Source organism: Streptomyces flavofungini, assembly GCF_041028215.1.
In the GTDB taxonomy this organism is placed as follows: Bacteria; Actinomycetota; Actinomycetes; order Streptomycetales; family Streptomycetaceae; genus Streptomyces; species Streptomyces flavofungini_B.
Map to the genome: position 1 here is coordinate 1 of NZ_JASKYR010000018.1, position 22,032 is coordinate 22,032.

The window sequence follows — 22,032 nt, forward strand, 5'->3', positions numbered from 1 at the left end:
GGCGGGGCGGCCCCGATCAGGGTCATGGTCGTCGACGACCATCCGATGTGGCGGGACGCGGTCGCCCGCGACCTGCTTGAGGCGGGCCTCGACGTGGTCGGCACGGCGGGCGACGGCGAGCAGGCGGTGCGCAGGGCGGGGGCCGTCGCCCCCGACGTCCTCGTCCTCGACCTGAACCTGCCGCTCAAGCCGGGCGTGCAGGTCTGCAAGGAGCTCGTCGGCGCCAACCCCGCGCTGCGCGTCCTGGTGCTCTCCGCGAGCGGCGAGCACGCCGACGTCCTGGAGGCGGTCAAGTCCGGCGCCACCGGCTATCTGCTGAAGTCGGCGTCCACCGAGGAGCTGATCGACGCCGTGCGCCGCACCGCGGTCGGCGACGCGGTCTTCACGCCCGGCCTCGCGGGCCTGGTCCTCGGCGAGTACCGCCGCCTGGCCACCGAGCCCGCCGGGGGCACCCCCGAGGACCCGAGGGCGCCGCGGCTCACCGACCGCGAGACGGAGGTCCTGCGGCTGGTCGCCAAGGGCCTGAGCTACAAGCAGATCGCCGAACGCCTGGTCATCTCGCACCGGACCGTGCAGAACCACGTCCAGAACACCCTGGGCAAGCTCCAGCTCCACAACAGGGTGGAGCTCGTGCGGTACGCGATCGAGCGCGGCATCGACAAGGGCGACGACGCATGACCGCTCGTACGAGTGAATGCCCGTGATCAACTCATCTGTCCCGAACGGGAATTGACCGTCCGCACTGTCCCGAAGTGACCTGGATCACCATTAGCGTGACCCGCGTCAGGTCACTGCGGCGAAGGGACGGTTCCATGGGGGCCAAGAAAATCGGAGTACTGACCGGAGGCGGCGACTGCCCCGGGCTCAACGCCGTCATCCGGGGCATCGTCCGCAAGGGCGTGCAGGAGTACGGCTACGGCTTCGTCGGCTTCCGGGACGGCTGGCGCGGTCCTCTGGAGGGCGACACCGTCCGGCTCGACATCCCCGCCGTCCGCGGCATCCTGCCGCGCGGCGGCACCATCCTCGGCTCCTCGCGCACCAACCCCCTCAAGGAGGAGCACGGGGTGCGCCGCATCAAGGAGAACCTCGCCAAGGAGGAGGTCGACTCGCTCATCGCGATCGGCGGCGAGGACACGCTCGGCGTCGCCGCGCGCCTCACCGACGAGTACGGCATCCCGGTCGTCGGCGTCCCCAAGACCATCGACAACGACCTCTCCGCCACCGACTACACCTTCGGCTTCGACACGGCGGTCGGCATCGCGACCGAGGCGATCGACCGCCTGCACACCACCGCCGAGTCGCACATGCGCGTCCTCGTCGTCGAGGTCATGGGCCGGCACGCGGGCTGGATCGCGCTGCACTCGGGCCTCGCGGGCGGCGCGAACGTCATCCTCATCCCCGAGCAGCGCTTCGACGTCGGCCAGGTCTGCTCCTGGGTGACCTCGCGCTTCAAGGCGTCGTACGCGCCCATCGTGGTCGTCGCGGAGGGGGCGATGCCCAGGGACGGCGAGATGGTCCTGAAGGACGGCACGCTGGACTCCTTCGGGCATGTGCGGCTCTCCGGCGTCGGCGAGTGGCTGGCCAAGGAGATCGAGGGGCGCACCGGCAAGGAGGCGCGCACCACGGTCCTCGGCCATGTGCAGCGCGGCGGCACGCCGAGCGCCTTCGACCGCTGGCTCGCCACCCGCTTCGGGCTGCACGCGATCGAGGCCGTGCGGGACGGCGACTTCGGCAAGATGGTCGCCCTGCGCGGCACGGACATCGTGCGCGTCCCGATCGCCGAGGCCACCGCCAGGCTGAAGACCGTGGACCCGGCGCTCTACGAGGAGGTCGGCGTCTTCTTCGGCTGACGGTCCCCCCCAACCGGACCCGCTGGGGCCCGCCGGGACGGCCCCGGAACTCCAGGTGCCGTCCCGGACCCCCGTACCTAGACTCACGCCCATGGAGATCCTCGCGTTCGGCGTGCAGTCCGACGAGAAGCCGCTGGTCGAGAAGGCCTTCGCGGGGCACCACGACATTCGCTGCCTGGACGTCTTCCTCAACGAGGACACCGCGCCCATCGCCGCGGGCCACGAGGCCATCTCCACCAGCGTCAACGCGACCCTGGACAAGCGTGTCCTCGAAATCCTCGCCGCCGGCGGGACACGGATGATCGCCCAGCGCTCGACCGGGTTCAACAACATCGACCTCCGGGTCGCCGAGCGCCTCGGCCTGACCGTCGCCCGCGTCTCGTACTACTCGCCCTACTCCGTGGCCGAGTTCGCCTGGACCCTCGCGATGGCCGTCAACCGCCGCATCGTCCGCGCGAGCAACCGCACCCGCGACTTCGACTTCCGCCTCGACGGCCTGATGGGCCGCGACCTGCGCGGGCGCACGGTCGGCGTACTCGGCACCGGCAAGATCGGCGAGGCGTTCACCCGGATCGCGCACGGATTCGGGATGCGGCTGCTCGGCTGGGACGCCCTGGAGAACCCCGCCTGCCTGGCGCTGGGCATGGAGTACGTCGAGCGGGAGCGGCTCTTCGCCGAGGCCGACCTCGTCAGCCTGCACGTGCCGCTGCTCCCCTCCACCCAGCACCTCATCGACGCGGCGGCGCTGCGCGGCATGAAGGACGACGCGATCCTGGTGAATTCGAGCCGCGGCGGCCTGATCGACACCGAGGCCCTCGTCGCCGAGCTGCGGACCGGGCGCTTCACGGGGGTGGGCCTCGACGTGTACGAGGCGGAGGCGGGCCTGTTCTTCCTCGACAAGTCCCTGGAGGCCGTCACCGACGACACCCTGGCCCGCCTGGTCACCTTCCCGAACGTGGTGGTCACCTCGCACCAGGCGTACTACACCGAGGACGCGGTCGGCCAGATCGTCGACACCACCCTGCGCAATGTCCTGGACTACGCGGCGGGCCGCCGCAACGAGAACTTCCTCGTCCCGGCGGCCCCGGCGGCCCCGGCGTGATCCGGACGGCAGCGCCTACACGAGCACCCCGGCGAGCAGCTCCCGCACGATCGCGGTGCCGCGCAGGGTGAGCACCGACTCCGGGTGGAACTGCACCCCGGCGAAGCCGGGACCGCGCAGGGCGTGCACCTCGCCCGTCGCGGTGTCCCTGCTGACCTCCACGCCGTGCGCCGCCACCTCCTCCGCCGTCTCGTCGTCGCAGCGCGCCACGTAGCTGTTGTAGAAGCCGACGGTCTCCGTCCGCCCGAAGAGGTCGACCGTGGTCTGCGCGCCCTGGTAGGGCACCTCCTTGCGGACGATGTCCAGACCCAGCTCGGCGGCGAGCAGCTCATGGCCGAGGCAGACACCGAGCACGCCGTACCGGTGGCCGGAGACGACCTCGGCGGCCAGCGCCCGCAGGAACCGCATCTTGGGGTCGGAGGCGTCCGAGGGGTCCCCCGGGCCGGGACCGAGGACGACGGGCCCCTCGTGCGCGAGGACCGTCTCCCGCAGCCCCGGCTCGTCGTAGCGCCGCACGGTGACCGTCAGGCCCGAGGAGCGCAGCAGGTGCGCGAGCATCGCCGTGAAGGTGTCCTCGCCGTCGACCACCAGGGCGTGCCCGGCCAGCGCCGCGCCGCGCTCCTGCATCCGCAGCCAGAACGGCGCGAGGTGCGCGCGCCGCCCGTCGAGGGCCGCCCGCACCCGCGGGTCGTCGGCGAGCGGCGGGCGTACGGCCTCCTCGCGCGGCCTGCCGGGACGCACCCCGAGCGCGGCGAGCACGCCCGCGGCCTTGGCGTGCGTCTCGGCGACCTCGCCCGCCGGGTCGGAGCCGCGCACCAGCGTCGCGCCGACCGGCACGCGCAGCCGCCCGGCGGGGGAGATGTCGGCGGTGCGGATCAGGATGGGGGAGTCCAGGGTCTGGGCGCCGCCCGCGTCCCTGCCGATGAGGGCGAGGGCGCCCGCGTAGTAGCCGCGCCCGACACCGTCCCGCCCGAGAGGCTCATACCGCTCGATGACCCGGCAGGCGTTCTGCACGGGCGACCCGGTGACGGTCGCCGCGAACATCGTCTCCTTGAGGACCTCGCGCACGTCGAGCGAGGACTTGCCGCGCAGCTCGTACTCGGTGTGCGCGAGGTGCGCCATCTCCTTGAGGCGCGGTCCGATGACGACGCCGCCCATGTCGCCGACGGTGCACATCATCTTGAGTTCCTCGTCGACGACCATCGACAGCTCCTCGATCTCCTTGCCGTCGGCGAGGAAGGCGAGCAGATCGTCGGGGGTCGGCCCGTCGGCGGGGTAGCGGTAGGTGCCGCTGATGGGGTTCATGACGACTGTCCCGCCGGACATCCGCACGTGCACCTCGGGGCTGGCCCCGACGAGCGTGCGCTCCCCGGTGTGCACGACGTACGTCCAGTAGGCGCCGCGCTCGCCCACCAGGAGCCGCCGGAAGAGCGCGAGGGCGTCCGCCCTGCCGAACCCGGGGATCTCCCCCTCGTACGTACGGCGGATCACGAAGTTGGCGCCCTCGCCCCGCCCGATCTCCTCCCGCAGGACCCGGCCCACGGTCTCCGCGTAGGCGGCGTCGTCCACGTCGAAGGCGCCGCCCTCGACCCGCACCTCGTGCGCGGGCAGCGCGGCGAGCGCCTCGGCGAGGGGGAGCTCGAAGGTCTCCTCGGGGGTGAGCACGGTCAGCGGCGTGCCGTCGTCGCGGACGTCGAAGCCGCGCTCCCTGATCTGCCGGAAGGGCACGAGCGCCAGGCCCTCGGGGATGTCGGCGAGCCGTTCGTAGCTGTCCGTCGGGCCGAGCAGGACCTCGACCGTGTCGTGGTCACGGCCGGGCGTACGGCGGCGGAGCAGGGCGAACGGTCGGTCGTCCGTCAGGAGGTCGGTCAGGTGCATCGGTACGGTTCCTTCTCACTCGGAGAGGAACGGCCCGGCTCCGGTCGAGGCCGGAGAAGACTGAAGGCCGCCCCTCGGGCGGCCTTCGCGAGCTACGTCGTACGCGCAGTCAGTGGGCCGCCGGATGAGCGGGCCACCACCAGTTTCGAGTCGTCGTCTGCGCGTGCATGCCCGCACCCTAGCGCATCGGCGGCGTCTCGGCGTGTGCCCGGGGACCGGTCCGGCATCCGCGTCACGCACGCGTCGCCGGGGCCGTACCGGGCGGGGAAACGGAGGCGTTCACTCACCTGTGTCGCATCCGTCTCACTTGGTGAGCGGGTGAAGGAACGGGGCGCCGCACCACGTAGTGTTGACGGGGTGACCGTAACGGCTAAGACCACCGCAACCGGTGGCAACACCTGGCGAAACCTGCCCGCGGCGCAGCAGCCCGAGTACCCCGATGCCGAGGCTCTGCGCGATGTGATCGCGGACCTCGAATCGTATCCGCCGCTCGTCTTCGCGGGCGAGTGCGACCAGCTGCGCGACCGACTGGCCTCCGTCGCCAAGGGGGAGGCGTTCCTGCTCCAGGGCGGCGACTGCGCCGAGGCCTTCGACGCCGTGTCGGCCGACCACATCCGCAACAAGCTGAAGACCCTGCTCCAGATGGGCGCCGTCCTCACGTACGCGGCGTCGGTGCCCGTCGTGAAGGTCGGCCGCATCGCGGGGCAGTACTCCAAGCCGCGCTCGAAGCCCACCGAGACCCGCGACGGCGTGACGCTCCCGACCTACCGGGGCGACTCCGTCAACGGCTTCGACTTCACCGAGGCCGCCCGCATCCCGGACCCCGAGCGCCTGAAGCGGATGTACCACGCCTCCGCCTCCACGCTGAACCTGGTGCGCGCCTTCACCACCGGCGGCTACGCCGACCTGCGCCAGGTCCACGCCTGGAACCAGGACTTCGTGAAGTCGTCCCCCTCCGGCCAGCGCTACGAACAGCTCGCCCGCGAGATCGACAACGCGCTGCACTTCATGCGGGCCTGCGGCACCGACCCGGAGGAGTTCAAGACCGTCGAGTTCTACGCCTCCCACGAGGCGCTGCTCCTCGACTACGAAGCGGCGCTCACCCGCGTCGACTCCCGCACCGGGCGGCTGTACGACACTTCGGGCCACATGGTCTGGATCGGCGAGCGCACCCGGCAACTGGACGGCGCGCACATCGAGTTCGCCTCCCAGGTGCGCAACCCGATCGGCATCAAGCTCGGCCCGACGACGACGCCGGAAGAGGCGCTGACGTACATCGAGCGCCTCGACCCCGACCGCGAGCCCGGCCGGCTGACCTTCATCGTCCGGATGGGCGCCGACAAGGTCCGCGACAAGCTGCCCGAGCTCGTCGAGAAGGTCACCGCGTCCGGCGCGACGGTCGCCTGGATCACCGACCCGATGCACGGCAACACCTACGAGGCGGCCTCCGGCCACAAGACGCGCCGCTTCGACGACGTGCTCGACGAGGTCAAGGGCTTCTTCGAGGTCCACAAGGCCCTCGGCACCCACCCGGGCGGCATTCACGTCGAGCTCACCGGTGACGACGTCACCGAGTGCGTGGGCGGCGGCGACGAGATCTTCGTCGACGACCTGCACCAGCGCTACGAAACGGCCTGCGACCCGCGGCTCAACCGCAGCCAGTCGCTGGACCTGGCGTTCCTGGTGGCGGAGATGTACCGCGACCAGTAGGTGACCGGCGGGGTATTCCCGCCGCACGCGTCGGTGGGGCACGGATCCATGTGATCCGTGCCCCACCGGCGTACCGAGGGCTTTTGTGGACCCGGGAGCGTGGGTAAGGTTAGGTTAGCCTCACCGATTAATCGGGACGGCGTAGCCGATGAGTCCTGCCCGGGAGGTGAACCGCGTGTACGTCTGCAACTGCTTCGGGGTCACCGAGGCGCAGGTCAAGCAGCACGCGGCGGACGGTGCCTGCACACCCCGCCAGATAGCGTCCGTCTCCAAGGCGGGCACGGACTGCGGCTCGTGTGTACGGAGCATCCAGGCGCTCCTCGGCCGGGGCGCGTGCCCCCGCCGGCAGCTCGCCGATCAGGGCGAACCCGTACTGTCCGGCCTCACCGGCCTGGACGAGGCCGCGTAGGCCGGTCGTCCGGCGGCTGGATCAGCTGTCCGGCTGCTCGATGAGCTGCGCGATGTAGAGCGCCTCGCCGAGCTTCTCCACCAGTTCGAGCTGGGTGTCCAGATAGTCGATGTGGTGCTCCTCGTCGGCGAGGATGGACTCGAAGATGTTCGCGGACGTGATGTCGCCCTTGGCGCGCATCACCTCGATCCCGCGCCGGAGGCGGTCGATCGCCTCCACCTCGACCTGCCGGTCCGCCTGGAACATCTCGGTGACCGTCTGGCCCACGCGCACATGGAAGAGCCGCTGGTAGTTGGGGAGACCGTCGAGGAAGAGGATCCGGTCGGTCAGCACCTCCGCGTGCTTCATCTCGTCGAACGACTCGGACCGGGTGTACTTGGCGAGCTTCGTCCAGCCGAAGTTCTCCTGCATCTTGGCGTGCAGAAAGTACTGGTTGATCGCCGTCAGTTCGGCAGTGAGCTGCTCGTTGAGAAATTCGATGACCTCGGGGTCGCCCTGCATCGCAGAGGCTCCTTCCGTGCAGGCTGACTGGGCAGGTAGCGGGCATCTTCGCACCGGCATTTGGAGGCCGTCCAGTAAGTGCAGGCTTAGTAGGAGTTGCCCGAATCCGTATCTGTCAGACTTCGTCTGGTCACGTCCACTGCTTCCGGTCTGTCAGGATGGAGGCATGGGTCAGCCGGCGGAACGCGCATCTGGAGAGGCGGCGGAGCCGGAGCTTCCGCCGGGGCAGCGGCTGCAGCGGGGCTGGCCGGTCACGCACTACGGCCCGGTGCCGAAGTTCCGCCCCGAGCGCTGGGAGTTCAGGGTCTTCGGGGCCACCGCCGACGGCGAGAAGCACTGCTGGACGCACGAGGAGTTCTCCGCCCTGCCGTACGACACGGTGACCGGCGACCTGCACTGCGTGACGAAGTTCAGCATGCTGGGCGCCGAATGGGGCGGTGTACCGGCCCGCACGCTCCTGGAGCTCGCGCCGCCCGCGGCCGACGCCACCCATGTCATGGTCTGGGCCGAGTACGGCTTCAGCTCCAACCTGCGGATGGCCGACTTCGCCTCCGAGCGCACGATCTTCGCCACCCACAAGGGCGGCGAACTGCTCACGGCGGAGCACGGCTTCCCGCTGCGGCTCGTGGTGCCCCATCTGTACGCTTGGAAGGGCCCGAAGTGGGTCCGCGGCGTCGAGTACATGACCGCCGACCGCCGCGGCTTCTGGGAGGAGCGCGGCTACCACAACCTCGGCGACCCCTGGCGCGAGCAGCGCTACTCCTACCAGGAGGAGCCCGGGGACGGCCCCGAGCTCTGACCTCCTGACGGCCGCGGTCAGTGGTGGTACTGATGCACCACCGCGTGGCCCTTGCCGCGGCCGATCATCCACTTGTTGACCGGCGTCGTGATCACGAACGCGGCGGCCAGGGCGATGGCCAGGACCCACCAGAACATCGCGTCGCCGAGGTGGGCGTCCATGGCGCCCGGCCAGAGCGCGATCACGCCGTTGTCGATCAGCTCCATCACGGCGATGGAGAGGGTGTCGGCGGCGAGCGCCACCCGGAACGCCGCCCGGAAGCCGACGCCCGCCCTCAGGATGCCGCGCAGGGTGAGGGCGTAGCCGAACGCGAAGGCCAGGGCGATGGCGAGCACCATCGTGGGCAGGTTGCCCCACCCGAACGCCGTACCGATGACCATGCCGAGCACTTCGCCGATGGCGCAGCCGGTGAGGCAGTGCAAGGTCGCCTGGGCGGCGGTGCGCCAGGTGACGTCGCCGAGCGCGTGGTCGTGGTGCGTGTGCGTGTCATCCATTTCGTGCCGCATGGGAGCTCCCGGGGTCGGGTGACGGTTCCTGCCGTCGATCACAGGAACCATATACCCCCCCAGGGTATTCCTGGATCGAGGACGATCGGCGCTCAGAGGCTGCGGAGCCCCTGGAGCCGCGCGACATCGGCCGCGTGACCCTCTTTGCCGCCGGGCGTCTCGATGACCAGTGGTACGCCCTCCATGGCGGGATGGAGCATCAGCTCGCGGAAGGGCTCCTCGCCGATGTGGCCGGTGCCGATGTTCTCGTGCCGGTCCTTGTGGGCCCCCACGACATCCTTGGAGTCATTGGCGTGCACGAGCTTGAGGCGGCCCTCGCCGACCGTGTCCACGAGGAGATCGAGGGTCTGCTTCATGCCGCCCGGCCCCGCGAGGTCGTGGCCCGCGGCGAAGATGTGGCAGGTGTCCAGGCAGACGCCCAGCTTGGGGTGGGCGTCGAGCGCCTCGAAGTACGGCCCGAAGTCCCAGGTGCGGGAGCAGAGCGAGGCGCCCTGTCCGGCGGTGGACTCCAGGAGCAGGAACGGGTCGTCGTCGTGGGTCAGCTCGTCGAGCAGCGGCAGCATCCGTTCGCGCACCTGCGCGAGGGCGACGGCCCGCTCCCGGCCGCCGGTCGCGGACCCGGTGTGCACGACGACACCGAGCGCGCCGATGGCACGGGCCCGGCGCAGCGAGTGGCGCAGGGAGTCCACGGACTTCTCCACCGTCGCCTCGGTGTGCGAGCCGAAGTTGATCAGGTAGGGCGCGTGGACGTACGCGGGAATGCCCCCGCCGCACATTCCTCGCGAAACGCCTCGTCCTGCCGCTGACTGCCGGCGGGGGTGGCCCAGCCGCGGGGATTGGCGACGAAGACCTGGACGGCCTCGGCGCCGATCTCACGGGCGTAGGAAAGCCCGACGGAGGCAAGCCCTCCGGCCACGGGAACATGCCCGCCGACGGGGTTGCGGGCCACCGCCACGGGCGACTGCGGGGAAAGGTTTTCGCTGCTCACGCACCCAAGGGTGGCATGCCGTGCGGGGGTACCGTGACCGGGGAACTGCGCCCCCGGTCCGGGCGGCCCCGCGGACGGACCGGGACGGCCACCAGGGGAAGGCCCTAGCGGATCGTGATCGTGATGGACGACCCCTTGGGGGCCTCGTCGCCGCCGTCCACCGACTGCTCCTTCACCGTGTCGCCGAAGATGCCGAGGAGGCCCCGGTCCTCGTCGACCTCGAAGCCCGCCCCCTCCAGCTCGTCCGTGGCCTCGCCGACCTTCATGCCGGTCACATCGGGGACCTCGATCATCTCGGGGCCCTTGGAGAGCGTCAGGGTGACGGTGTCGCCCTCGGCCAGCGGGTCGCCGCCCGCCTTCGGGGACTGCTTGACGACGCCGCCCTTGTTCACGTCCGTGGAGTGCACCCGGGTCTCGGCGATCCGCACCTTGAGACCGTCCTCCTCCAGGTCGTCCCTGGCGTCCTCAAGGGAGTCCCCCGTCACGTCCGGGACGTCGATCGCCTCGCCCTTGCTCACGACCAGCGCGACCGCGGAGTCGGCCTTGCGCGTGAACCCGGCGCGCGGGTCCGTGCGCACCACCGAGCCCCGCTCGATCTCGTCGCTGAAGACCTTCTTGACCATGCCCGGCGCGAGACCGGCGTTCTTCAGCTCGTCCTTGGCCTTGGCCAGCGGAAGATTCTTGACGTCGGGCACCTTCACCGTCTCCGGGCCCCGCGAGACGGTCAGCGTCACCTGGCCGTTCTGCCGGATGCGGTCGCCCGACGCGGGATCGGTGGCCATGACCGTGCCGCGCTTGTCGGTGTCGCTGAACTCGCGCTCGACGCCCTTCACCTCAAGGCCCGCCGACTCCAGGCGCTCCCTGGCCTGCGCCTCGGTCTTCGTCAGGAGCGGCGGGACCTCGGTGAACTGCCCGGAGTTGATGTACCAGATCCCGGCCCCGAGGCCGAGCACCAGCAGGACGGCGGCGACGATCGCGACCGTGCGCCGCCGCGGATCGAGCCGCCTGCGGGAAGCGGCACGCGAGGGCGCGGGCGGCTCGGGCGGCGGCGTCGCCAGGATGCTGGTGCGGTCCAGCGAGGCCCGCGGGTCCGCCGCCTCGCCCTCCGCGGGCAGCGGGAGCTGCACGGACCGGGCCGCGCGCGGGATCACGCTGGTGCGGTCCTCGGCATTGTCGTGCCCGGTCGTACGGGCCTGCGGCGGCACCGCGTCGAGCTGCTGCTCGCTGAGGGCCGCCCGCGCCTGCCTGAGCTGGGCCAGGAGCGCCACCGCGTCACAGGGCCGGACGTCGGGCGTGCGGGCGGTCGCCGACGCGACGAGGTCGTCCAGCTCGACGGCGAGGCCGGGCACGGCCGCCGACGGGGGCGGCACGTCCTCGTTGAGGTGCTGGTAGAGCACCTGGGCCGGAGAGTCCCCGGAGTGCGGCTTGGCCCCGGTGAGCATTTCGTAGAGCACGACGCCGCACGCGTACACATCCACGCGCGTGTCGGCCGTGCCCTGCTCGATCTGCTCGGGCGCCATGTACGAGACGGTGCCGAGGACCGTGCCGGTGGTGTTCGTGACGGTGTCCACCGCGCGGACGAGGCCGAAGTCGGCGACCTTGACCCGGCCGTCGTCCCCTATGAGCACGTTCTCCGGCTTCATGTCGCGGTGCACGAAACCGGCCCGGTGCGCGGAGCCGAGCGCGGCGAGCACCGGCTCCAGGATGTCGAGCGCGGCCCTCGGCTGCAGCGCCCCGCGCTCGCGCAGGACGTCGCGCAGGGTGCAGCCCGCGATGTACTCCATCGCCAGATAGACGTACGAACCGTCGGTGCCCTGGTCGTACACGCCCACCACGTTCGGGTGCGAGAGGCGGGCGACCGACTTGGCCTCGCGGATGAAGCGCTCCACGAAGGAGGCGTCGGCCGCCAGCGCGGGGTGCATCACCTTGAGCGCGAGCACGCGGTCGAGGCGGGTGTCCACGGCCCGGTAGACCGTGGCCATCCCGCCGACCGCGATACGGCCGTCGATGCGGTAACGGCTGTCGAGCAGCTGCCCGACGAGCGGGTCCTGAAGGGTCGTGTCCACGGAGGGGAGTCTACGAGCCACCGCCGACACCCCGTCCCGGGCGGGCGTCTTCACGGCCCGACTGAAGCCGAGCTGTGACAGGGCGAGCCGTGCCCCCCGAAGACCCCGCCGCTTCGCGCGAGGCCCCGCCGCTCAGAAGGCGGGCCGCTCCGGGTCGAGCCGCGCCATGCCCTCCACGGGCGACGACGCCTCCGCGAAGTGCCGCATCGGAATGCGCCCGGCCCGGTGCGCCAGGCGCCCCGCCTCGACCCCGTGCCGCATGGCCTCCGCCATCAGGACCGGCTCCTGCGCCCGCGTCACCGCCGAGGCGAGCATCACGCCCGCGCACCCCAGCTCCATGGCGAGCGTGGCGTCGGACGCGGTGCCCGCGCCCGCGTCGAGGATCACCGGCACGCGCGCGTGCTCGACGATGAGCCGGAAGTTGTGCGGGTTGCGGATGCCGAGCCCGGAGCCGATCGGCGAGCCGAGCGGCATGATCGCCGCGCACCCCACGTCCTGGAGCCTGCGCGCGAGCACCGGGTCGTCGTTCGTGTACGGCAGGACCGTGAAACCGTCGTCGACCAGGGTCTCGGCGGCGTCCAGGAGCTCGATCGGATCGGGCAGCAGCGTCCGCTCGTCCGCGATCACCTCCAGCTTCACCAGCTCCGTGCCGAGCGCCTCCCGCGCCAGCCGCGCGGTCAGCACCGCCTCCCCGGCGGTGAAACAGCCCGCCGTGTTCGGCAGGACACGGATGCCGAGCCGGTCGAGCACCGAGAGCACCGAGCCCCGCACACCGGGGTCGAGGCGGCGCATCGCGACGGTGGTCAGCTCGGTGCCGGAGGCGACGAGGGAGCGTTCGAGGACGTCGAGGCTGGGCGCCCCGCCCGTGCCCATGATCAGGCGCGAGGAGAGGGTGAGCCCGCCGATGACGAAGGGGTCGTCCGCCATGGTCAGCCTCCCTGGACCGCGGTGAGTACTTCGACGCGGTCACCCGCGGCGAGCGCCGTGGTGGACCACCGCGCGCGCGGGACGACGGTTTCGTTGAGCGCGGCGGCGACCCCGGAGCGGGCGCTGGTGAGGGTCGCGACGAGGGCGTCGAGCGTGGTGCCCGACGCGACGTCGCGCACCTCTCCATTGACGGAAACGGCGAAGGGCGTACTCATACGGTCTGCTCCGTGAAGGACTGCGGGGGGAGGGTGGGCGCGTGCTCGCCGAAGCGCAGCGGGGTGAAGGGCCGCGCCTCCTCGGGCAGCTCGCCGGTGGTCAGCGCGTGCGCCATGGCGTCACCCGTGACGGGCGTCAGGAGCACGCCGTTGCGGTAGTGCCCGGTGGCGAGCTGGAGACCGGCCAGGCGCGTCGGGCCGAGCAGCGGCGCGTTGTCGGGGGAGCCGGGGCGCAGGCCCGCACGGGTCTCGGTCAGCGGCAGCTCAGTGATGCCGGGCACCAGCTCATGGGCGTCCCTGAGCAGCTCGTACACCCCGCCCGCGGTGACCGTGGTGTCCCAGCCCAGCTCCTCGCTGGTGGCGCCGACGACGAGCTCGCCGTTCTCGCGCGGTACGAGATAGACGTGGCTGCCGCGCACCACCGCGCGCACCGTACGGCTCAGGAACGGCGCGTACGCCGTCGGCACCGTGAGCCGCAGCACCTGCCCCTTCACCGGCCGCACCGGCGGCAGCACGGCCTCGGGGACGCCCGCGAGGCGCCCGCTGAGGCTGCCCGCCGCGAGGACCGTCCGGCCCGCGTGCAGCGCGCCGCCGTCCGCGAGGACCACGCCGCGGGCCCGGTCGCCCGCGACGTCGAGGCGCTCGGCCCAGGCGCGGCGGAAGACCACGCCCGCCCGCTCGCACGCGGTCAGGAGCGCCGCGGAGAGCCTTCGCGGATCGACCTGGTGGTCACCGTCGACCCGCAGGCCGCCGCGCACCCCGGGTGCCAGCATCGGTTCGAGGCGCCGGCACTCCCGGCCGCTCAGCCACTCCGAGGCGAGGCCCGACCGGCTCTGCAGGGCGTGCAGCTCCCGCAGGTGCGCGCGGTCGTCGGAGTCGAGGGCGACGGCCAGCGTGCCGCAGGTGCGGTAGCCGAGGTCCCGGCCGCTCGCCTCGGCCAGCTCGGCGGCGAACGCGGGGTAGCGGCGCGCGGAGGCGAGATTGAGACCGAGCAGCGCCTGCTCGCCGTGGTGCAGCTCGGTGACGGCGGCCAGCATGCCCGCGGCGACCTGCGCCGCTCCGCCGCCGGGCGCGGGGTCGAGGACCGTGACGGAGAGCCCGCGCTGGGCGGCCCGCCAGGCCGTGACGAGCCCGATGATGCCGCCGCCGACGACGAGGACGTCCGCCGGCCGGCGGGACCGCTCATCGGAGGACGGTGGTGCTGGTGTAGGTGGATGCATGGGCGTCCAGCCCCTCCCTTCGCCGGCATGACCCGGATCAGGTTCGTACGGTCGGAGGCCGTCCAGCCTCCCTCTCAGCCCGGTCCGTCCGGGCTCCCGCGAGTGCTCTGCACCGGCCACCCTAGCCCGTCACCCGGCGCGACAGTAGGGGAGCTGTCCGGGTATGGGCAGTGACGGTGTGTCAGAGATCTCCTCGCCCGCCCCTGAGGGCGGCCTTGCCCGCCGTCCTACAGTGATCGGGTGAGTGAGCAGCGGAGGCAGGCAGAGCGGCACGTCGTCATCGTCGGGGCGGGGATGGCCGGTGTGCAGACCGCCGTGGCCCTGCGGGAACAGGGGCACGCCGGTCCGGTCACCCTGATCGGGGCCGAGACCCACCAGCCGTACGACAGGCCGCCGCTGTCCAAGGCGGTGCTGCTCGGCAAGGCGGAGGGCTCCGCCTTCGACATCGACTTCGCCTCGCTCGGCATCGCGCTGCGCCTCGGCACCGAGGTCACCGGCGTCCGTCCGGCCGACCACGAGCTGGACACCGCGGCGGGTCCCGTGCCCTATGACGTGCTGGTCCTCGCGACCGGCGCCGAACCGGTCCGGCTGCCGGGCACGGAAGGCGTCCCGGGGGTGCATCTCCTGCGCACCCTGGACGACGCCGAGCGGCTGCGCCCCGTCCTCGCCGAGCAGCACGACATCGTGGTCGTCGGGGCGGGCTGGATCGGCGCGGAGTTCGCCACCGCCGCGCGCGAGGCGGGCTGCTCCGTCACCGTCGTGGAGGCCGCCGGACGCCCGCTCGCGGGGGCGCTGCCCGCCGAGGTCGCGGCCCCCATGGCCGCCTGGTACGCCCACTCCGGGGCCGAGCTGCGCACCCACGCGCGCGTGGAGCACGTCGAGCCGGGCGCCGTGGTCCTCTCCGACGGCACCCGGCTGCCCGCGGGCGCCGTCGTCGTCGGCATCGGGGCGCGGCCCGCGACGGGCTGGCTCACCGGTTCCGGCATCGAGCTCGGCGTGCACGGCGAGGTCGTCGCCGACGACCACCTGCGCTCCTCGGCGCCCGACGTGTACGCGGTCGGCGACTGCTCCTCCTTCCCCTCCGGGCGCTACGCCGAGCGCCTCCTGGTCCACCACTGGGACAACGCCCTCCAGGGGCCGCGCACGGTGGCGGCGAACATCGTCGGGGACACTCCGGTGGCGTACGACCCCGTGCCGTATTTCTGGTCGGAGCAGTTCGGCCGCTTCGTCCAGTACGCGGGCCATCACGCGGCGGCCGACGAGCTGATCTGGCGCGGCGACCCCACGGGCATGGCCTGGTCGGTCTGCTGGCTCAGGGGCGGCGCCCTCGCGGCGGTCCTGGCGGTGGGCCGCCCCAGGGACCTGGCCCAGGGCCGCAGGCTCATCGAGTCGGCCGTCCCCCTTGACCCGGAGCTGGTGGCCGACCCGTCGATCCCGCTGAAGAAGGCGGCGGCGCTACGCTAGGTGACGTGACCGAGATTGACGCAAAGACCGACGCACTCGTCCCCGCCTGGCTCCACCTTCCCGACATCGCGGAGATGCTCGGCGTCGAGGTGACCCGCGTGCGCCAGCTGGTCAAGGAGGGCCAGCTCATCGCCGTACGCCGCGGTGAGAACAGGGCGCTCCAGGTGCCCGCCGCCTTCATCGACGGCGACAAGGTCGTCAAGGGCCTGGCCGGCACGCTGACGCTCCTGAAGGACGACGGTTTCTCCGACGAAGAGATGCTGGAGTGGCTGTTCACCGCCGACCCGTCCCTGCCCGGCACCCCCGCGCAGGCCCTGAGCGAGAATCGCGGCACGGAGGTGAAGCGCCGCGCCCAGGCGCTCGCCGTCTGAGCGGACGCCAGGCCCTCTGAGACGAAGGTTCCGGACAGCGGGTGCCGTCCGGGAAGCACACGTCGGGCAGCAGGGCCGTCTGAAACGAACACACCGTCCGGGGCACGGGCCGCAGCCACGCGGCCCGTGCGCCCGAACCGAACCCCGGGGGGACCTCTCCATGGCCGCAGACAAGCGCGCCCAGCTCGCCGACGCCCGCCTCTACCTGTGCGTGGACGCCCGCAGGCGCCAGGGCGACCTCCCCGAGTTCCTCGACGCCGTCCTCGCGGGCGGCGTCGACATCGTGCAGCTCCGCGACAAGGGCATGGAGGCCGCGGCGGAGCTCGACCACCTCCAGGTCTTCGCCGACGCCGCCCGGCGGCACGGCAAGCTGCTCGCCGTCAACGACCGCGCCGACGTCGCGCACGCCATCGGCGCCGACGTCCTGCACCTCGGCCAGGGCGACCTGCCCGTCCCCGCCGCCCGCGCCATCCTCGGCGACGACGTGCTGATCGGCCGCTCGACGCACGCCGAGTCCGAGGCCGCCGCGGCCGCCGCCCAGGAGGGCGTCGACTACTTCTGCACCGGACCGTGCTGGCCCACGCCCACCAAGCCGGGCCGTCACGCCCCCGGCCTCGACCTGGTCAGGTACACGGCGTCGCTCGGCACGGACCGCCCCTGGTTCGCCATCGGCGGCATCGACGCGGCCAACCTCGACCAGGTGCTCGAAGCGGGCGCCCGCCGCGTGGTCGTCGTACGCGCGATCACCGAGGCCGACGACCCGGGAGCCGCCGCCGCGGAGTTCGCGAAGCGGCTGCGTACGGCCGTCTGAGCCGCGCGGCACGGTGTCCGGTCCGTGGACAAGAAAGCCGCAAAACCGGCTATTTTCCCAGGCCCGGTTGGGTGACCGCCGAGGCCTGGCTAACCTGCCCATATGGCCCTAGGCACTGCTTCCACCAGGACTGACCGCGCACGCACCGTGCGCGACATGCTCGCGACCGGCAAGACGACGTACTCGTTCGAGTTCTCCGCGCCGAAGACCCCGAAGGGCGAGCGGAACCTGTGGAACGCGCTGCGCCGGGTCGAGGCGGTCGCCCCGGACTTCGTCTCCGTCACCTACGGAGCGGGCGGTTCCACGCGCACCGGCACGGTCAAGGAGACACAGCAGATCGTCGCCGACACCACGCTGACGCCCGTCGCCCACCTGACCGCCGTGGATCACTCCGTGGCCGAGCTGCGCAACATCATCGGGCAGTACGCGGACGCCGGCATCAGGAACATGCTCGCGGTCCGCGGCGACCCGCCGGGCGATCCGCTCGGCGACTGGGTCGCGCACCCCGAGGGCCTCACCTACGCCGCCGAGCTGGTCGAGCTGATCAAGGAGTCGGGCGACTTCTGCGTGGGCGTCGCCGCCTTCCCCGCGATGCACCCGCGCTCGACCGACTGGGAGAGCGACACCCGGCACTTCATCGACAAGTGCCGGGCCGGCGCGGACTACGCGATCACACAGATGTTCTTCGACCCGGAGGAGTACCTGCGCCTGCGCGACCGCGTCGAGGCCGCGGGCTGCGGGACCCCCGTCATCCCCGAGATGATGCCGGTCACCAACGTCCGCCAGCTCGACCGGCTCCCCCAGCTCAGCAACGCCGTTTTCCCTGCTGAGCTGAGAAAGAGGATCCTCTCGGTCAAAGACGATCCCGCCGCTGTACGCTCCATTGGCATCGAGTTCGCGACGGAGTTCTGCGCGCGGTTGCTGGCCGAAGGCGTCCCGGGACTGCACTTCATCACGCTCAACAACTCCACGGCGACGCTGGAAATCTACGAGAATCTGGGCCTGCACCGCCGGGCCTGAACGGCCCTACCCCCGTGCCCACGGGCGGCGGCCGTAGGGGAGAGGGGCGTAATGGGCTGGACGGTCCTCTACATCGCGTTCGGTTGCGTCGCGCTGTGGCTGCTCGGTGAAGTGCTGTTGCAGTACAAGGCCAGGCTCCGCTGGCGGCTCCTGGCCTTCGTGGGCTTCCTCTGCGTGGTCGTCGGCGTGCTGATGCCGTCGGTGTGGGTCATCGGGCTCGGCGCCATCGCCTTCGCCACCGGCCAGACGTATGTGACGCTCTCCTTCCGCAAGGGCTTCTCCACCGGCTGGGCGCTCGGCGGCAAGCCGGGCCTGAGCAAGCGCCGCAGGGCGGCCGGGAAGACAGCGGCGGGCAAGGCGGCGCCGCCCGCGCAGGAGCCGACGCTCCAGGTCTCCGACCTGGAGTACGAACAGGGTTCCGAGCCGGGATTGGACCGGACCCCGCCGCCGCGGCCCGAGCACGACCCGGGGGTCTACGAACCGGAGCCGATGCCCGACGACACCGGGCAGTACGGCGTCTACAGCGACGCGGCGTACGCCCCGCCGACCGCGGGCGACGCCTACCAGGGCGAGGACCACGGCTATGACGCCGCGGCCTTCGCGGGCTACGACCAGCAGCAGGGCTACGCCTACGGAGAGAGCGGGCAGCAGCAGTACGCCGCCTACTCCGACCCCTACATCGGCGGGCAGGGCTACGACTCCGGGCAGAGCTACGACGCCTACGCCGGACAGCAGAGCTACGCCCCGTACGGCGGCGACACCTACGGCGGGCTCGGCGACACCTACAACGACACCCCGCCCGGTGGCGTCTGGGTGCCCCAGCAGCGCTCCACCGAGGCGCAGTACGGCGGGGAGCTCCCGCAGGAGCAGCCCTATCCGTACGGGCACGGCGAGGGCCACGGCGGCGACGGATACGGCGGCGGTGACGGGTACGGCGGCTCGGGCCACCACCCCGACCAGAACGGGCAGCAGTACCGCTACTGAGACCGCTGCTGAGGCGCTGCCGCCGTCCGGCTCACCGCGAGCCGCGGAACTCCGGCCCCTCGACGATCAGCCCGGCGACCAGCGCCCCCGACATGCCCGCGTGCGGCAGGCCGCCGCCCGGATGCGACCAGCCGCCGACGGCGAAGAGGCCCGGCAGCCGGCTGCTGTTGGCCGGGTGCAGAAGCCTGCCGTCGGCCGCGGCGAGGGCGGGCGCGGGCACCGAGCCGCCGTCGGCGCCGGTGGCCTCCGCCACGTCGGCGGGGGTGCGCACCTCGTGCCAGAGGAGGCGCTCCCGCAGACCGGGGACGGCGGGCCCGGCGTGGCCGATCACCCGCTCCACATCGGCCGGGGCCACCTCCAGATGCGCGGGCACCGTCACGGTGAGCGTCACCGCCTCGTGCGCGGCGTCCGGCACGAGGCCGGGGTCGTCGGGGCGCAGCACCGTCACGGTGGGGGCGGCGGCGAGTCCCGGCCGCTCCCCGAAGAGGTGGCGCAGCTCCTCCTCGCGGTCCGCCGCGTGCACCACCGTCCGGTGCGGCGCGGACTCGGGGCGGCCGCCGGACAGGGCGAGCAGGACCGTGAGGCGGCTCGGCGTCCCGGAGCGTCCCGGGACGTCACCCGCCGCGCGCACGTCCACACCGCCCGGCAGCAGCCCCGCCAGTGCGGTGGGCGCGACGCCCGCGAGGACGAAGTCGGCCTCCGCGGTCGTGCCGTCCGCGAGCTCGACGCCCGCCGCGCGGCCGTCCTTCTCCACGATCCGCGTCACCGCCGCGTCGAACACGAACTCGACCCGGCGGGCCAGGCACCGTTCGTACAGCGCCTCGGCCAGTGCGCGCATACCGCCCCGCACCGCCCAGACGCCGAAGGTCTGCTCCATGTACGGCAGAACGGCGGCGCTCGCCGGGGTCGTGCGCGGGTCGAGGCCGTGCGACAGGGCGAAGTGCTCAAGGAGCGCCACCAGGCGGGCGTCGCCGCCCAGCTCCAGCTCGCCGATCCCGGCGAGCGTGGCCGCGCGCCGGTCGCGGCGCAGCAGCCGCTTGTGGACGAGGGCGGGATACGGCTCGCGCTCGCCGAGCACCTCCCAGTCGTCGAAGAGGGGCTCCTCCAGGAGCGGGCGGCGGGCGCGGTCCCAGGTCTCCCTCGCGCGGTTCATGAACGCGGCCCAGCGGGCGCCCGCACCGTCGCCGAGCGCCTCGTCCAGCGCCTCGCCGATGCCCGCGCGCGAGGCGTTCGGCAGGTCGGTCCGGGTGCCGTCCGCGAAGACGTGCCGCACGGCGGGCTCCACCTGCGAGAGCTCGACGCACTTCTCCAGCGGCTCCTTGCCGGTCTTGACGAAGGCGTCGCGGTAGACCGCGGGGAGCTGGAGCAGCCCCGGTCCCGTGTCGAAGGCGAAGCCGTCGCGCTCGAAGCGGCCGAGCGCTCCGCCGTACGTCCCCGCGCGTTCGTACACCACCACCCGGTGGCCCGCGACGGCGAGCCGGGCGGCGGCCGTCATCGCGCCCATCCCGGCGCCGATCACCACAATCCGTGCCATGCCAGGAACTTTATCGGCCGCCACTGACAGCGCCGCCGGAGCCCCGGGAACAGCCGCCGCAGCCCCGGGATCAGCCGGGCGGCCCTCCCGCGCGGCCCGCGAGCTGCTTCTCCTCGCGCCGCTGCGCCCTGCGCCGCAGGAACCGGCGGATGCGGGAGACGAGGAAGACCAGGAGGAAGAGGCCGAGCAGCAGCAGGACGCCCGCGATGACGGCGGCGGCCTCCGGACAGAACATCGCGAAGGAGATGATCCCGCCGACCCCGAGGTCCTCGGCGATGCTCAGCACGACGTTGCTGAACGGCTCCGGCGAGGTGTTGACCGCCATCCGCGTACCGGCCTTCACCACATGGCTGGCCAGCGCGGTCGAGCCGCCGACGGCCCCGGCGGCCAGATCGGAGAGCGACCCGCTCTGCCCGGCGAGCAGCGCCCCGACCACGGCTCCGGAGACCGGCCGGATCACGGTGTGCACCGAGTCCCAGACCGAGTCGACGTAGGGGATCTTGTCGGCGACGGCCTCGCAGAGGAACAGGACACCGGCGGCGATCAGGACGTCCGGCCGCTGGAGCGCCTCCGGGACCTCGTCACTGACGCCGGTCGCGCCGAAGACGCCGAGGAGCAGGACAACGGCGTACGCGTTGATCCCGCTCGCCCAGCCGCTGGTGAAGACCAGGGGGAGTACGGACACGGACGTGATCGTAACCACTGCGAACCCGGGCGGGGTGAGGTTGAGCGCGCGGGCCTGAGTATCCGTACCTAGGAGGAGAGATGAGTACCCGCGCGGATGGGCCCCCACCTGCAAAGACGGAAGAGTGGAGGCCACGGGTGAGGGAGTGGCGCCGGTACCGCCGACACGGGGCGGCGGAACGGCGCCGCACCCTTGGCCGCTCGCCCCCGCCGTGCGGCCGGGGCGAGGTACGGGGGTGACTCGGGGGAACGACCACACGGGGGTCGAACGGGGGTCACGGGGGATGTGAGAGGCGCCGGTCCGGTGCCGCCCGGAAGGTTCGGGGGGCACCGGACCGCCGCTGTCCCGGGCCCGGGGCGTGCCGCTACGCGCGCGTGCCGCTCACGCGACCCTGGAGCAGCCGGGAAAGCGCCGCGTGCACGTCGTCGAGCGAGCGCTCGGGCTGGAAGGCCTGCCAGTCGAGCGCGGCGACCAGCACCATGCCGACGAGCGCGGCGGCCGTCAGCGGGATGTCGATCTCCTCGCTCAGCTCGCCGTTGCCGACGCCCGCGCGCAGCACGTCCTCGACCACCGCGACCGCCTGCTGCCTGACCACCAGGAGCGTGGACTGCCAGGCCCGGTTGGTCCGCCAGAGCTCGGCCACGTAGAGCTGGGTGAAGGCCGGGTAGCGGTTGATGAAGACGAGGCCCGCCCTGATCATCGCGTCGAGGGCGTCCACCTTGCGGCCCCCGGCCCGGTCCGTCTCCTCGGCCGCCTCCCGCAGGGAGGAGGTCAGCAGGCCGACACCGTGCCGGAGCAGCTCTTCGAAGAGGACCGATTTGCTCGCGAAGTTGTAGTAGACCGTGCCCTTCGCGACCCCGGCCCGCTCCGCGATCTCGTCGACCGTGGTCGCGGAGAAGCCTTGTTCCGCGATGAGGGTGACGGCGGCTTCGTAGAGCTTCTGCCGGGTGGCCTCTCGCCGGTTGCCGGCTGCACTGCTGTCCATGGCCCTG

At 72.3% G+C, this 22,032-nt stretch carries 22 protein-coding genes, 1 pseudogene and 1 riboswitch; of the genes and pseudogenes, 11 read left to right on the forward strand and 12 right to left on the reverse strand.

Features of this window, described 5'->3' with window-relative positions; translation table 11 throughout:
* The 3 genes from AB8Z36_RS02725 to AB8Z36_RS02735 form a co-directional block, all read left to right on the forward strand.
* Window positions 1-678, forward strand: a 678-nt coding sequence (locus AB8Z36_RS02725) for a response regulator (RefSeq protein WP_440581840.1), incomplete at its 5' end; no start/stop codon positions are given.
* Between the two features lie 134 nt (window positions 679-812).
* Complete coding sequence (locus tag AB8Z36_RS02730) at window positions 813-1,850, forward strand: 6-phosphofructokinase (RefSeq protein WP_369211541.1); 1,038 nt, start codon at window positions 813-815, stop codon at window positions 1,848-1,850.
* Between the two features lie 91 nt (window positions 1,851-1,941).
* Entirely contained in the window at window positions 1,942-2,952 is a 1,011-nt protein-coding gene (locus AB8Z36_RS02735; protein WP_369211542.1) for a 2-hydroxyacid dehydrogenase, read from the forward strand.
* A gap of 15 nt (window positions 2,953-2,967) precedes the next feature.
* Here the strand turns inward: AB8Z36_RS02735 and AB8Z36_RS02740 are convergent, their stop codons facing one another.
* Together AB8Z36_RS02740 and AB8Z36_RS02745 are read right to left on the reverse strand one after the other, a co-directional pair.
* Window positions 2,968-4,830, reverse strand: a complete 1,863-nt coding sequence (locus AB8Z36_RS02740) for an anthranilate synthase family protein (RefSeq protein ID WP_369211543.1) — start codon at window positions 4,828-4,830, stop codon at window positions 2,968-2,970.
* Between the two features lie 109 nt (window positions 4,831-4,939).
* Window positions 4,940-4,999: a trp operon leader peptide gene (locus AB8Z36_RS02745; protein WP_106977022.1), complete on the reverse strand. Its 60-nt coding sequence runs from the start codon at window positions 4,997-4,999 to the stop codon at window positions 4,940-4,942.
* Between the two features lie 188 nt (window positions 5,000-5,187).
* Here AB8Z36_RS02745 and AB8Z36_RS02750 point away from each other — a divergent pair, with 188 nt between their 5' ends.
* Window positions 5,188-6,540 (forward strand): class II 3-deoxy-7-phosphoheptulonate synthase, encoded by a 1,353-nt coding sequence (locus AB8Z36_RS02750; RefSeq protein ID WP_369211544.1) that lies wholly within the window; start codon window positions 5,188-5,190, stop codon window positions 6,538-6,540.
* A gap of 148 nt (window positions 6,541-6,688) precedes the next feature.
* Window positions 6,689-6,949 carry a (2Fe-2S)-binding protein gene (locus AB8Z36_RS02755; RefSeq protein ID WP_369211545.1) on the forward strand — a complete coding sequence of 87 codons (261 nt, stop codon included), beginning with the start codon at window positions 6,689-6,691 and terminating at the stop codon, window positions 6,947-6,949.
* A 21-nt stretch (window positions 6,950-6,970) separates the two neighbouring features.
* Here the strand turns inward: AB8Z36_RS02755 and bfr are convergent, their stop codons facing one another.
* Window positions 6,971-7,450, reverse strand: a complete 480-nt coding sequence (gene bfr / locus AB8Z36_RS02760) for a bacterioferritin (RefSeq protein WP_369211546.1) — start codon at window positions 7,448-7,450, stop codon at window positions 6,971-6,973.
* Window positions 7,451-7,616: 166 nt separating this feature from the next.
* Here bfr and AB8Z36_RS02765 point away from each other — a divergent pair, with 166 nt between their 5' ends.
* Window positions 7,617-8,249, forward strand: a complete 633-nt coding sequence (locus AB8Z36_RS02765) for a sulfite oxidase-like oxidoreductase (protein WP_369211547.1) — start codon at window positions 7,617-7,619, stop codon at window positions 8,247-8,249.
* A gap of 17 nt (window positions 8,250-8,266) precedes the next feature.
* Here AB8Z36_RS02765 and AB8Z36_RS02770 read toward each other — a convergent pair whose 3' ends face one another.
* From AB8Z36_RS02770 to thiO, 6 genes and pseudogenes are all read right to left on the reverse strand, one after another.
* Window positions 8,267-8,755, reverse strand: a complete 489-nt coding sequence (locus AB8Z36_RS02770) for a DUF4396 domain-containing protein (RefSeq protein WP_440581841.1) — start codon at window positions 8,753-8,755, stop codon at window positions 8,267-8,269.
* A gap of 92 nt (window positions 8,756-8,847) precedes the next feature.
* Window positions 8,848-9,710 (reverse strand): annotated as a pseudogene (locus AB8Z36_RS02775) (deoxyribonuclease IV).
* A 137-nt stretch (window positions 9,711-9,847) separates the two neighbouring features.
* Complete coding sequence (gene pknB, locus AB8Z36_RS02780; RefSeq protein ID WP_369211549.1) at window positions 9,848-11,809, reverse strand: Stk1 family PASTA domain-containing Ser/Thr kinase; 1,962 nt, start codon at window positions 11,807-11,809, stop codon at window positions 9,848-9,850.
* Window positions 11,810-11,941: 132 nt separating this feature from the next.
* A complete protein-coding gene (locus AB8Z36_RS02785) occupies window positions 11,942-12,736 on the reverse strand; it encodes a thiazole synthase (RefSeq protein ID WP_369211550.1) in 795 nt (264 codons plus the stop codon).
* Window positions 12,737-12,738: 2 nt separating this feature from the next.
* Window positions 12,739-12,951 carry a sulfur carrier protein ThiS gene (gene thiS / locus AB8Z36_RS02790; RefSeq protein ID WP_369211551.1) on the reverse strand — a complete coding sequence of 71 codons (213 nt, stop codon included), beginning with the start codon at window positions 12,949-12,951 and terminating at the stop codon, window positions 12,739-12,741.
* Complete coding sequence (gene thiO / locus AB8Z36_RS02795; protein WP_369211552.1) at window positions 12,948-14,171, reverse strand: glycine oxidase ThiO; 1,224 nt, start codon at window positions 14,169-14,171, stop codon at window positions 12,948-12,950. The genes thiS and thiO overlap by 4 nt, the downstream gene beginning before the upstream one ends.
* Window positions 14,169-14,281, reverse strand: a riboswitch (TPP riboswitch). (Overlaps the previous gene by 3 nt.)
* 184 nt (window positions 14,282-14,465) lie before the next feature.
* Between thiO and AB8Z36_RS02800 the strand changes: the two genes are divergently transcribed.
* The 5 genes from AB8Z36_RS02800 (at window position 14,466) to AB8Z36_RS02820 (ending at window position 18,821) form a co-directional block, all read left to right on the forward strand.
* Window positions 14,466-15,635, forward strand: coding sequence for an NAD(P)/FAD-dependent oxidoreductase (locus AB8Z36_RS02800; RefSeq protein WP_369211566.1), 1,170 nt, complete (start codon window positions 14,466-14,468; stop codon window positions 15,633-15,635).
* Between the two features lie 5 nt (window positions 15,636-15,640).
* Complete coding sequence (locus AB8Z36_RS02805; protein WP_369211553.1) at window positions 15,641-16,006, forward strand: Rv2175c family DNA-binding protein; 366 nt, start codon at window positions 15,641-15,643, stop codon at window positions 16,004-16,006.
* Between the two features lie 160 nt (window positions 16,007-16,166).
* Window positions 16,167-16,817 carry a thiamine phosphate synthase gene (gene thiE, locus AB8Z36_RS02810; RefSeq protein ID WP_369211554.1) on the forward strand — a complete coding sequence of 217 codons (651 nt, stop codon included), beginning with the start codon at window positions 16,167-16,169 and terminating at the stop codon, window positions 16,815-16,817.
* A 102-nt stretch (window positions 16,818-16,919) separates the two neighbouring features.
* Entirely contained in the window at window positions 16,920-17,837 is a 918-nt protein-coding gene (metF, locus tag AB8Z36_RS02815) for a methylenetetrahydrofolate reductase [NAD(P)H] (RefSeq protein WP_369211555.1), read from the forward strand.
* 51 nt (window positions 17,838-17,888) lie between these two features.
* Entirely contained in the window at window positions 17,889-18,821 is a 933-nt protein-coding gene (locus AB8Z36_RS02820) for a hypothetical protein (protein ID WP_369211556.1), read from the forward strand.
* Window positions 18,822-18,852: 31 nt separating this feature from the next.
* On the opposite strand, the gene AB8Z36_RS02825 is transcribed toward AB8Z36_RS02820, so the two are convergent.
* The 3 genes from AB8Z36_RS02825 to AB8Z36_RS02835 all read right to left on the reverse strand — a co-directional run bounded on the left by AB8Z36_RS02825 (window position 18,853) and on the right by AB8Z36_RS02835 (window position 22,025).
* The gene (locus AB8Z36_RS02825; RefSeq protein ID WP_369211557.1) at window positions 18,853-20,355 is read right to left on the reverse strand and encodes a phytoene desaturase family protein; all 1,503 of its coding nucleotides are present in this window, start codon (window positions 20,353-20,355) and stop codon (window positions 18,853-18,855) included.
* 70 nt (window positions 20,356-20,425) lie between these two features.
* A complete protein-coding gene (locus AB8Z36_RS02830; RefSeq protein WP_369211558.1) occupies window positions 20,426-21,040 on the reverse strand; it encodes a DUF4126 domain-containing protein in 615 nt (204 codons plus the stop codon).
* 364 nt (window positions 21,041-21,404) lie between these two features.
* Complete coding sequence (locus AB8Z36_RS02835) at window positions 21,405-22,025, reverse strand: TetR/AcrR family transcriptional regulator (protein WP_369211559.1); 621 nt, start codon at window positions 22,023-22,025, stop codon at window positions 21,405-21,407.
* Window positions 22,026-22,032: the final 7 nt, after the last annotated feature.

Excerpts from the sequence above, each read along its gene's own strand:
- AB8Z36_RS02730 (WP_369211541.1), top strand. The coding sequence starts at position 813 with ATGGGGGCCAAGAAAATCGGAGTACTGACCGGAGGCGGCGACTGCCCC.
- AB8Z36_RS02735 (WP_369211542.1), top strand. The coding sequence starts at position 1,942 with ATGGAGATCCTCGCGTTCGGCGTGCAGTCCGACGAGAAGCCGCTGGTC.
- AB8Z36_RS02740 (WP_369211543.1), bottom strand. The coding sequence starts at position 4,830 with ATGCACCTGACCGACCTCCTGACGGACGACCGACCGTTCGCCCTGCTC.
- AB8Z36_RS02755 (WP_369211545.1), top strand. The coding sequence starts at position 6,689 with ATGAGTCCTGCCCGGGAGGTGAACCGCGTGTACGTCTGCAACTGCTTC.
- bfr (WP_369211546.1), bottom strand. The coding sequence starts at position 7,450 with ATGCAGGGCGACCCCGAGGTCATCGAATTTCTCAACGAGCAGCTCACT.
- AB8Z36_RS02765 (WP_369211547.1), top strand. The coding sequence starts at position 7,617 with ATGGGTCAGCCGGCGGAACGCGCATCTGGAGAGGCGGCGGAGCCGGAG.
- AB8Z36_RS02770 (WP_440581841.1), bottom strand. The coding sequence starts at position 8,755 with ATGCGGCACGAAATGGATGACACGCACACGCACCACGACCACGCGCTC.
- AB8Z36_RS02785 (WP_369211550.1), bottom strand. The coding sequence starts at position 12,736 with ATGGCGGACGACCCCTTCGTCATCGGCGGGCTCACCCTCTCCTCGCGC.
- thiS (WP_369211551.1), bottom strand. The coding sequence starts at position 12,951 with ATGAGTACGCCCTTCGCCGTTTCCGTCAATGGAGAGGTGCGCGACGTC.
- thiO (WP_369211552.1), bottom strand. The coding sequence starts at position 14,171 with ATGCATCCACCTACACCAGCACCACCGTCCTCCGATGAGCGGTCCCGC.
- AB8Z36_RS02800 (WP_369211566.1), top strand. The coding sequence starts at position 14,466 with ATGGCCGGTGTGCAGACCGCCGTGGCCCTGCGGGAACAGGGGCACGCC.
- thiE (WP_369211554.1), top strand. The coding sequence starts at position 16,167 with ATGGCCGCAGACAAGCGCGCCCAGCTCGCCGACGCCCGCCTCTACCTG.
- metF (WP_369211555.1), top strand. The coding sequence starts at position 16,920 with ATGGCCCTAGGCACTGCTTCCACCAGGACTGACCGCGCACGCACCGTG.
- AB8Z36_RS02820 (WP_369211556.1), top strand. The coding sequence starts at position 17,889 with ATGGGCTGGACGGTCCTCTACATCGCGTTCGGTTGCGTCGCGCTGTGG.
- AB8Z36_RS02825 (WP_369211557.1), bottom strand. The coding sequence starts at position 20,355 with ATGGCACGGATTGTGGTGATCGGCGCCGGGATGGGCGCGATGACGGCC.
- AB8Z36_RS02835 (WP_369211559.1), bottom strand. The coding sequence starts at position 22,025 with ATGGACAGCAGTGCAGCCGGCAACCGGCGAGAGGCCACCCGGCAGAAG.